The sequence below is a fragment of the Pseudoalteromonas sp. genome, assembly GCF_041629635.1.
Classification (GTDB): domain Bacteria; phylum Pseudomonadota; class Gammaproteobacteria; order Enterobacterales; family Alteromonadaceae; genus Pseudoalteromonas.
On the sequence record NZ_JBFKMX010000130.1, the window covers coordinates 1 to 9,850 of the forward strand.

At 41.0% G+C, this 9,850-nt stretch carries 8 protein-coding genes; 3 read left to right on the forward strand and 5 right to left on the reverse strand.

What is annotated here, in order from left to right; genetic code table 11:
* On the reverse strand, positions 1–1,590 hold a 1,590-nt coding region (locus tag ABYD77_RS15225), incomplete at its 3' end, for a TonB-dependent receptor plug domain-containing protein (protein ID WP_372770974.1).
* Between the two features lie 430 nt (positions 1,591–2,020).
* Here ABYD77_RS15225 and ABYD77_RS15230 point away from each other — a divergent pair.
* Together ABYD77_RS15230 and ABYD77_RS15235 are read left to right on the forward strand one after the other, a co-directional pair.
* On the forward strand, positions 2,021–3,640 hold the full coding sequence (locus ABYD77_RS15230) for a cyanophycinase (protein ID WP_372770975.1): 1,620 nt from the start codon (positions 2,021–2,023) through the stop codon (positions 3,638–3,640).
* Positions 3,641–3,772: 132 nt separating this feature from the next.
* Entirely contained in the window at positions 3,773–4,180 is a 408-nt protein-coding gene (locus tag ABYD77_RS15235; RefSeq protein ID WP_372770976.1) for a hypothetical protein, read from the forward strand.
* A 117-nt stretch (positions 4,181–4,297) separates the two neighbouring features.
* Here ABYD77_RS15235 and ABYD77_RS15240 read toward each other — a convergent pair whose 3' ends face one another.
* The 4 genes from ABYD77_RS15240 to ABYD77_RS15255 all read right to left on the reverse strand — a co-directional run bounded on the left by ABYD77_RS15240 (position 4,298) and on the right by ABYD77_RS15255 (position 8,604).
* Positions 4,298–6,679, reverse strand: coding sequence for a heavy metal translocating P-type ATPase (locus ABYD77_RS15240; RefSeq protein WP_372770977.1), 2,382 nt, complete (start codon positions 6,677–6,679; stop codon positions 4,298–4,300).
* A gap of 91 nt (positions 6,680–6,770) precedes the next feature.
* The gene (locus tag ABYD77_RS15245) at positions 6,771–6,989 is read right to left on the reverse strand and encodes a DUF6500 family protein (RefSeq protein WP_372770978.1); all 219 of its coding nucleotides are present in this window, start codon (positions 6,987–6,989) and stop codon (positions 6,771–6,773) included.
* A 219-nt stretch (positions 6,990–7,208) separates the two neighbouring features.
* Positions 7,209–8,198 carry a nucleotidyltransferase family protein gene (locus tag ABYD77_RS15250; RefSeq protein ID WP_372770979.1) on the reverse strand — a complete coding sequence of 330 codons (990 nt, stop codon included), beginning with the start codon at positions 8,196–8,198 and terminating at the stop codon, positions 7,209–7,211.
* Positions 8,191–8,604: a GFA family protein gene (locus ABYD77_RS15255; protein ID WP_372770980.1), complete on the reverse strand. Its 414-nt coding sequence runs from the start codon at positions 8,602–8,604 to the stop codon at positions 8,191–8,193. The genes ABYD77_RS15250 and ABYD77_RS15255 overlap by 8 nt, the downstream gene beginning before the upstream one ends.
* 104 nt (positions 8,605–8,708) lie before the next feature.
* Between ABYD77_RS15255 and ABYD77_RS15260 the strand changes: the two genes are divergently transcribed.
* Positions 8,709–9,850: alpha/beta hydrolase (locus tag ABYD77_RS15260; RefSeq protein WP_372770981.1), on the forward strand; the 1,142-nt coding region annotated here is incomplete at its 3' end.

A 9,850-nucleotide genomic window follows, 5' to 3' on the forward strand; every position in this document is an offset into this window, starting at 1 on the left:
ACCAAATGACGATTGAATATCCATGTCGCCAATTGTTACGAGCTCGCCAGAAATTGTGAAATCCCAACCGTAAACACGGCTTTTACCGTTACGTGTTGGTGTTTCTTGCGTAAGCGCTAAAGTTGCATCGTTAGTGCCATCCCCCACTAAAAATGGGTTATAAAAATCAAGTAACGAACCTGCACCACAGCTAATATCGCCATTATTTTGCTGTGCAATTGTGCCATCTGAACACAACTCACCTGCTAGTGCTGCATGTAATTTATAGCGGTTGTAAACGCCCTTTACAGCCACTTGATCTGAGCGTGATTCAGAAAACATGATGCCTGTTTCCCAATCCCAATCAGCTAACTGCCCTTCAAGGCTAGTAACAAAACGCATGTTTTCAGATTCAACTTCAACCGTGCGTGGGTCGTTAAAGCGCGCATCAAATTGGAAACCCCACTGCTCTTGCCCTAGCAAAGTATCAAACGGGTCAATATACAGCGAATCAAGTAATGGGTTATTGCCGTTAGCATCGTCATAAATAAACAAGGCATCTTCTTTTACCCACGGGCCTTCGCTGTCATCCAGCTGGTTAATTGCAGCAGGTGTTGAATACGCAGTAGATTTAGTTTTGCTGTAGAACATCTCGGTATTCCAAACAAGATCGCCCACAGCTTGATTAAACATGAAACCACCCGACATACTTTCAAACGGTGCACGTAATACATCGTCTTGGTTACCGTAGTAAGCACAAATTTGCTCGCCATATTCGGTTGTCACCAGCTCAGTTAAGCAGCCAGGTGCAGGCTGTTCATTACCATCACGGCTGCTGTAGTAATAAATATTTGGCGTGTTTTCAAGCTTTGGTAAGTATGAATAGCTGTTAACTAAATTAGGCGATGCAAGGTAATCGCGGTCGCTTGCATTAAACTGGTTGCGGTCATAGTAATCAGCGAATACGGTTAAGTTGCCGTCACCAATTTGGGTGCCCCAAATAAGGTTTATTTGTTTTTTACTTTCATCTGAATCTTCAAAGCTATCACCGTAGCTCACTTCAACTTCGCCACCATCGAAGTCTTTTTTCAAGATGTAGTTAATAACACCCGCCACCGCATCTGCACCATAAATTGCCGACGCGCCTGTCGCTAAGATTTCAACGCGCTCAATTGCTGCTAATGGAATTGAGTTTACATCTACAAAGTTTTGCGTGCCTGCGGCAAATGAACTTGGCGCAACGCGGCGACCATTAATCAACGTAAGTGTTGCCGATGGTCCCATACCACGTAAGCTTGCTGCTGCTTGCCCTGCTGGTGTAGAGGTTGATGTACTGCCACTTTCACTGGTTGAGAATGTGCCTGCGCCGCCTTTTAGCTGAGGAATATCTTGCAGTAATTCGTAAATGGATGAAGCGCCTGAACGCTCGATGTCTTCTGCACTTAAAATTGTGATTGGCTGGGTGCCTTCAAGGTCAACACCTTTAATGCGAGAACCTGTGATCTCAATGCGCTCTACTGATTCTGCTTCTGAATTTTTGGCTGGTTGCTCTGCAGCATGTGCTGACACTGACAGCGCTGCAAAAATGGCTAAGGTTAACTTGTTATACATACTTCACCTGTTTCTGATTAGGTGATTAAACAAAACAGACATATCCCATAAATTTGAGGGATCGATTGCGCAATTTAGACGCAACTATGCCGTGTTTTAGCCAATGTAATTGTGACAGTGCACAGTCAAAAGGCGTGTTTAATCAAAGAAATTTTATTTTTATAATTTTTTTTGGGGTGGGTTGCATACCAATAGACAACACCACGGTTGAAAACCGTGTGTCTACTCGTCGAACCACTCAGAAAGGTAGTGTGGTGAGTAGAAGTAACAAACAAGCTGATTCGCTTTTTTTAACATTTCTTCATCTCGTGTTTTTTGACATTACAAGCTGGCGTGTGCTAGTTTGCATCCCGCAAAGTTCATAATTTTTATATCACAGCTTTTTTTGTGATGACAAGCCATTTTTTTAAAACTTGATTGGAAATTAATCATGAACCTTGTGTCTTTTGTAAAAAATTTCACCCTCGCGTTTTCGCTTTTTTATAGCCTAACATCCTCAGCGCAAACACTTTATTTAGCGGGCGGCGCACTTAAAACATGTTCGAGTTTAGCGCCAAAAAACTGCATTGAAAAAACTTCATTTTCATCCCATGCAAAAACCCATTCACTCTATTTAGTTAACGAAACAGCCATCACTGCGATTAACTCAAATTGGCCAAACACCAACACACAGCACAAAATTGCCACACGCAAATTACTCAACAAAATAAAAAGCAAACACGCCATTTCCAAAGCAGAGCTTATTGATAAATTTAAAAACGAAAATGCCGCGTTATATCGCGCTTTAAGCAATCAAGAATATTACTTTGTATTTGATATGCTTGAACTACCACTCATTGTGAATAATAAACGCGTAAGTGAGCAAGTGCTCACAAACAAAAACAAAGTTAAAGGCACAACTGAGATTTTAAACGCCATTAGTTTAGACATTAAAAACGCGCCAAATAAAACCCTGTATTTAGTCACTGCGTCTTCTCGTGACCCATATGAATCTGCGGATTTTTATAACGGTTTATTTAACCAATACAACATAAATGCAAAGTGGTTAGCGCTAACACCAGCACTTGCTAAAGCCATTGCAAAACAAGATTGCGAAAACCTTGATAACTACCGCAACAAAATTAATTTAGCCTATAACCGCGACACGGTTTACCCCGATTTAACAGCGCAAGAAAAAGCCTTGTGTGATGCTGGCATCGACAATTTAATCACTACCCTTAAAAACGCCGATGGCCTGTTTTTTAATGGCGGGGATCAATCGCTTACTAAGCAGGTGTTTGTAAATGCTGAAACAAAAGAACCTTACCCTTGGTTTGAGGTTATTCAAAGCCGAGAAATTTTAGTGGGTACAAGTGCTGGCACGGCCGTGCAATCGGGTGGCCAAAATAATTATGGTTATGTACCTATGATCACTAACGGCAGTAGCTTAAATGCTCTTAAAAATGGCGCGTTTGATGCACCGCCTCCAGCTGAAAACTGTCAAAACCAAGGCGGCTGCCAGCACCTTGAGTTTGATGCGCTAACTTACGATAAACACGGTGGTCTAGGCAGTTTTGATTTCGGCATTTTAGATACCCATTTTAGCGAGCGCGGCCGTACCCCTCGCTTAGCCGTTTTAATGCAAGCAACCAAGCAAACATTTGGCTTTGGTGTTGATGAAACTACTGCCCTTAAAGTGGAAAAAAGCACAGGCAATATGTCGGTCATCGGTAAAGAAGGCGTTGTAATATTAGAGCACACGGCAAAGAACACTTTTCGTTATCACTTTATGCCTAATGGTGAAGATTTTACGCTATCAAGCCTAAAACAGAGAAAAACCGAAAATAAAAAAGCAAATTCTGGTGAAGAAAACGTTTTTGAAAATGCCATTTCAAACGGGCAAATTCGACGCGCACTGCAAGACTTTTGTAACAGCGAAAAACAGGCAATGGCACTCGTTGAAACCGCGCAAAAAGACACACCCGTGACATTTGAAAAAGATGAAAACACCACATGTGTAAAAACGCATGCAGGAGCTTACCGCATTGAAAATATGCTAATGCGTTTGTAGCGCACCTAATCGGTAATCTTGCGAAACAAATATCTGCAAGATTGCCGATGTTAGATGGTATTAAACGATTTTAGTGTTCAATTACTGACTTTCAACATATACTGACCCCAAAATCAGTACACAGAATTAACAATGATTGGCCACGGAAAAATTAGCTGTACATGGCAAAGTAATATTTTGCATTTGGACGTATTCGGTCCTTTTAATGTAATTGGTGTGAAAAACGCATTTGAAGAGCTCAAAAAGCAGGCCACCACTTGCTCGCAAGATACCTGGTACCGCATTGATGTAATTGATGAGCAAACACTAGGCTGCCCTGAAGTGATGAAAATTATCGGGCAAACGTATGTATGGAGCCTTGAAAATAACTGCCAAGTGATTGCTATTGTGTGTGCTAATCGCGTACAACTGAGCTTGCTAAATTCATTTATTGAAACCTCAGGACTAAATATCAAAGCGTATACAAATACTGTCGAAGCACTCGCCGAATTAGAAGCTTTAGCTATAGAAAATAAAGAAGTAAAGTTAAAAAAACTTTAAGCATGAATTTAAATTGTCGCTTTCAACGAATACCTTTTACAACCGAGTGTTGCCAAGTTGAAAAACAAAGCCTATCTTTGCTCAATTACCATTTAAAACTGATAGATTCTTCTATTTTTATACCTTAGGTTGCCAGCGCTGCAACAACAACGCATTACTTATCACCAACAGGCTGCTGGCAGCCATTGCGCCACCAGCAATAATTGGATTTAAAAAACCTAATGCTGCTAATGGAATACCAATAATATTAAAAATAAAGGCCCAAAATAGATTTTGTTTTATTTTGCGATAAGTGAGTTTCGCCATAGTTAAGGCTGATGCCACAAGGCTTGGTTCACCTCGCATTAAGGTAATTGCCGATGCGCTCACTGCAACGTCAGTCCCCGTCGCCATTGCAATACCAAGATCAGACTGTGCTAACGCAGGCGCATCATTAATACCATCGCCCACCATGGCAACCGAAAAACCTTGCTGTTGCGCTTTAATAATATACTCAGCTTTATTTTCAGGTAATACTTCTGCCAAATAATCATCAAGATCCAATAATTTCGCGGTGTATTCAGCACTACTTTGGTTATCGCCTGTTAACATTGCCACTTTAATGCCTTGCTGTTTTAACTGAGTTACCGCCTTAGCAGCATGTTCTTTTGGCGCATCGCTAAAATAAAACAGTGCGAGTACCTTTGCTTGTTCGTTTGGCGCTTGGCTTACCAACCAAGATAACGACGCACCCGGTATTTTAGACGGTAAATCAGGCAATGAGATTGCAAGTTCTTGCATCCAAAATGTGCTTCCAAGGTAAACCGTACTTTGCTGATGACAGGCTTTAACCCCGCGGCCAGCTACCACTTTGAAATCTGTAATTGGTAAATAATCTAATTGCTGCTCTAAAGCCTTATCGACAATCGCTTGTGCTAAAGGGTGTTCGCTGTATTGCTGAAGTGATGCGGCTAATTGCAATGCGTCTTGTTCAGAGGAATTAAAAGCATACATTTCACTTAGTTCTGGCTTACCTAATGTAAGCGTGCCAGTTTTATCAAAAATCACCATATCGATACTGGTTGCTCGCTCCATCGCGCGGGCGTCTTTCACTAAAATACCAAACCGTGCAGCAGTGCCAGTACCAGCCATAATTGCGGCAGGTGTTGCTAAACCCAACGCACACGGACAAGCAATAACTAATACCGCCACAGCATTGAGAATGCCGTTAGTCCAATCGCCACTGCCAAGCCCCCAAGAAAGCAATGTGATAAGCGAAACCACAAGCACAATTGGCACAAATATCGCGCTCACTTTATCAACTAAGGCTTGCACTGGAGCTTTAGCGCCTTGGGCATGCTCAACTAAACGAATAATTTGAGCAAGCGTTGATTCGGCACCTACACTAGTTGCGGTGACTTCTAAAATGCCATCAAGATTAACCGAGCCACCAGTGACCTTATCTGACACAGTTTTATAAACAGGCACACTTTCACCACTGATTAAGGCCTCGTCGATTTGTGATTGCCCTTTTAATACTTCACCATCAACCGGCACTCGCTCACCTGGCTTAATTGTTACACGCTCGCCACTTTGGACCTGTGCAACAGGGATACTTTGCCAAATATTGTTTCGCCATACTGTTGCCATAATTGGCTTAAGGTTTTCTAATGCTTTTAAAGCACTTGTAGTACGTCGTTTTGCTCTGAGTTCAAGGTATTTGCCAAGTAATACTAAACTCAGCACAGCGCTACTGCTTTCAAAATACAAATGGGGCTGACCATGCTCACCACTGAATGTCCACCACAGGTAGAGCGATAATCCATAAGCCGCACTGGTGCCAATAGCGACCAACAAATCCATATTGCCAGCCCCCGCCTTTAATGCCCCCCAGCCAGCACGATAAAAGCGGGCGCCAAAGTAAAACTGAATGGGGGTGGCCAGTGCCCATTGCACCCATGCGGGCGGCATCCAATGATAGTTAAAAAACAAACCAAACATGGGGAGTAGCATAGGTAATGTTAAGGCCATAGATGCTGCGGCAGCAAACCAATCAGCGCGATAAATTAGGAGCTTCTCGCCGCTATTCATTTCGCCAAAAAGCCCTTTTTTCTCAGTTTCAACAAGCGAATAGCCCGCATCTGTAATAACTTTTGACAGCTCATCAAAGTCGAGAGCTGAAATTACTGTAACAGTGAGCTTTTCGCTCGCTAAGTTCACATTTGCTTTAATCACTTGGGGCAGCGAATATGCAGCCTTCTCAATGCGACTAATGCATGATGCACAGCCCATACCAGCCACTTGATAATGCATTTCACAGGTTTCTACGCTGTATCCGGTATCATTTATTGCTTTCACCAAAGCAGCAGTATCAGCATCACCTTCAATGATGACATTTTCTGACGAGAGATGGACATTGGCACTCGTGACTCCCACTACCTTTTTCAAAGCACTTTCCAATCTACCAACACAAGAAGCACAAGACATACCAGAAACATTCAATTTTATGCGTTTATTCATTTTATCTCCGCATATAAGTTATGGTTGAAATATTACTCCAACAACCATTCAAAATTAAAATACACTCTTGCGTTAGCAGACAGTCTCTCAATCACTTACCAGCTATAACCATTTCTTTTATTTTTTTGGCTTTTTCAAAGTGATCAAGCTGGTGGGTTTCTATCCACCACCTAGTAGCTTCCATTAAGCGTGTTAGATCATTATTTTTATTGGCAAAAAACGCATAAAAAGAAACGCCCACATTGTCGCCTTTTGTTGCAATTTTTTTATCGCATACTGTGATGACTTTTTCTCTGAGTTCCGCTCTCATTACAACTTAATCCTATTATTTGAAGTGATATGTAATACCAATTACATTAATTAGCTGGTCATTTATTGCGACAGAGAAATGGCTCAGAAACAAGGCTTATAATTCGACATGTAGTTGTTCTACTTTATAATTTTAGAACGCAGTTTATGGGCCATTTAACTCGCTAGAATGATCAAATGATTAATAAAATTGGTATAAACCCCCTTTACAGCGGTTTGCTTATTTATCTGAGTTTGGGTTAATTTCAATTTTTGGCCAACGATTTTGCCAATTTTTACTTTCAACACGGGCTAAAAACACGCTTTTATCACGTTTAGGGTTATGGCTTAGTTTTAAATCGAATAACGAGTTAAAACCAAAGGCAGCAATAAATTCGAGTTTGCCTTTATCATTTAATTTAACCGCAACTGCGGTTTCTTTTTCAGGCCAGTGCGCCATTGCATCAATCACATTGTTATACGCAGCATCATTATTTTTTATATGCATCAGCGCTTGATTTTTTACTTGCCAGTTGATTGATGGCATTACTTTAGATAATTCGACTTCAAGTTGTTTATCATGACTGTGACAGGTTTGGCTGGCATCATAGTAAATCACATCAACATCATTAAGTGGCGTGTTTATATCGCCATGCAATTTATCCCACACTAGATTTCGTAAAAATCCCGCTGCAATATAACCACTTGGAAGATTAAGCTGCTGCAATGCTTTAAGCGCGCTCATGCGTGTGAAATCGCTTTTTAAATATTGCTGCAAGGTATGCAAGTAATGGGTATCTGTTGACCGAGCCAATAATAACTCATTGTTATCTTCGCCAACCATCACAAACCCCAAGTTAAAATATAAAAAGCGCGCTGGATTTTGCTTGAGTACACTTAGCGCCACATTGTCTTCTTGTGTGTTAGCTGTTTCAATAATCTCGCTAATAACCTTGCTGCCAAGGCCTTTATTCTGAAAATCAGGGTGTATTTGAATTTGATAAATATACCAAGTAGCTTGATCTGCCAAATAACCATACTTCACCATGCCGGCAACCTGATTATTCAAAATAATTAAATGTGTGAGCGAAAATTGGTAGTTTATGCGCGCAAGGTGCGCCTCATCTGTACAAGGTAACCCTGCTTGTTCAAGGTACTGATGCATAGTTAGTTTGCGAAGTGTTAATAAATAGCCAACATCTTCAAAAGTTGCTTTTTGCAGTTTAATCACGCGTGGTTCCTGTACCAAACGCTTCTGGGTGTAATATGCCATTGTCGCCAATTTCATCCCAATGAGCTTTTGAATCTACCCAAATATGATGCGTTACCGAAAGTGCCTTATCTTCACTAATTAAACCCACCGGAATAAATTTTCGTTCACTGTCGTTGTCGCCAGGCACTTTAGATCCACAAATTTTACAAAACCATGTTTGCCAATCGCTGTTAGGCTTTTTCCAAGTGGCAACTGCGTCTTGCCCTTTTTGCCATTGAAAATCGCTATTTTTCACAACCAGCACACCAATACCATTGGTCCCTGTTGCTTTTCGACAAATTGAGCAATGACACATGTAAATATCTTTTGGCTCACTTAAAATCGCAAATTGAACCGCTTCACAATTACATTTTCCGGTGATCATACCTGTGCCTCAGTCATTAAACTTAATTATTTCCACTTTAAATCAATTTATTAGATGATGACAGCCAACTAAGGATAAAACAGCAAATCTCAACAGGAACCACCATGAAACGATTAATGATTGTTTTAGCATCGCTCTTTTTAATGCTAAACACAGTGTTTACCAATGCACTATCGTCTACTCACCAACGTATTTCACACACATCCAGTACTCTTGGTGAAGAACGCACGATTCAAATTGCATTGCCTGAAAACTATCACACAAACCCAACAGCTACCTATCCGGTTATTTATTTACTTGATGGTGATTACAACTTTAAAGCAGTGACTGGCATGCTCGATATGTTGGCTAATAAAGGGCAACTTATTCCAGATGTGATTGTGGTTGCGATTTCGGATAATGGTACATCGTCATACCGAAATTACATGACGCCAAGTTTTAGTGATAAACAGCCAGACAGTGCCAGCAAATTTGCTGATTACCTTGAAAGTGAAGTGAAGCCTTATATTCAAAGCCACTATCGCACCGCTAATAACCATATTTTAGTGGGCCAGTCGATTGGCGGATTATTTGTACTCAATACGCTTATTGAAAATCCCGCTCGTTTTAACCACTACATTGCCATTAGCCCCTCGGTATGGGTTGGCGATAACGCGATTGTAAAAAAAGCCAAAAACACCTTACACACAAAAAAATTTTCAGCTGTGTCACTGCATTTATCTTTAGCTGATGAAACCCAAATGGGCCAATATGATTTGATTAACTATTTAGATTTAAACCCACAGGCATCGCTCACTTGGCAATTCAACCATTATCCCGATGAAAACCACAACTCAGTCGGACTTATCGCGTTGCGAAACAGCTTAAAACAGATTTTTAATGGTTGGCATATAAACGAGCGTTCACTGGCAACTCAATCACCGCAAAGCGTATTGACGCACTACGCCAATTTGCAAACACAGTGGCAATTAAAACAAGCCATCCCAACTAATGTGGCGCACAACTTAATGCGCTATCACTACCGTAATAATTTGGTCGAAAAAGTGCCAGAATTTATTCTAAATGCGAAGCAGACATTACCGCAATCAAGCCAAGTATTAACCATCAAGCAAGCCAGTTATGTTGGTCATTTCGACTCGCCAAAAAATGCATTAGCACTGCTAAAGGGTGCTGAAAAAGAACATGCACATTCCATTGAGCACTTAAAAGCTATTGCCAGTGTTTATGAGCAATTAGGTGAACAGCA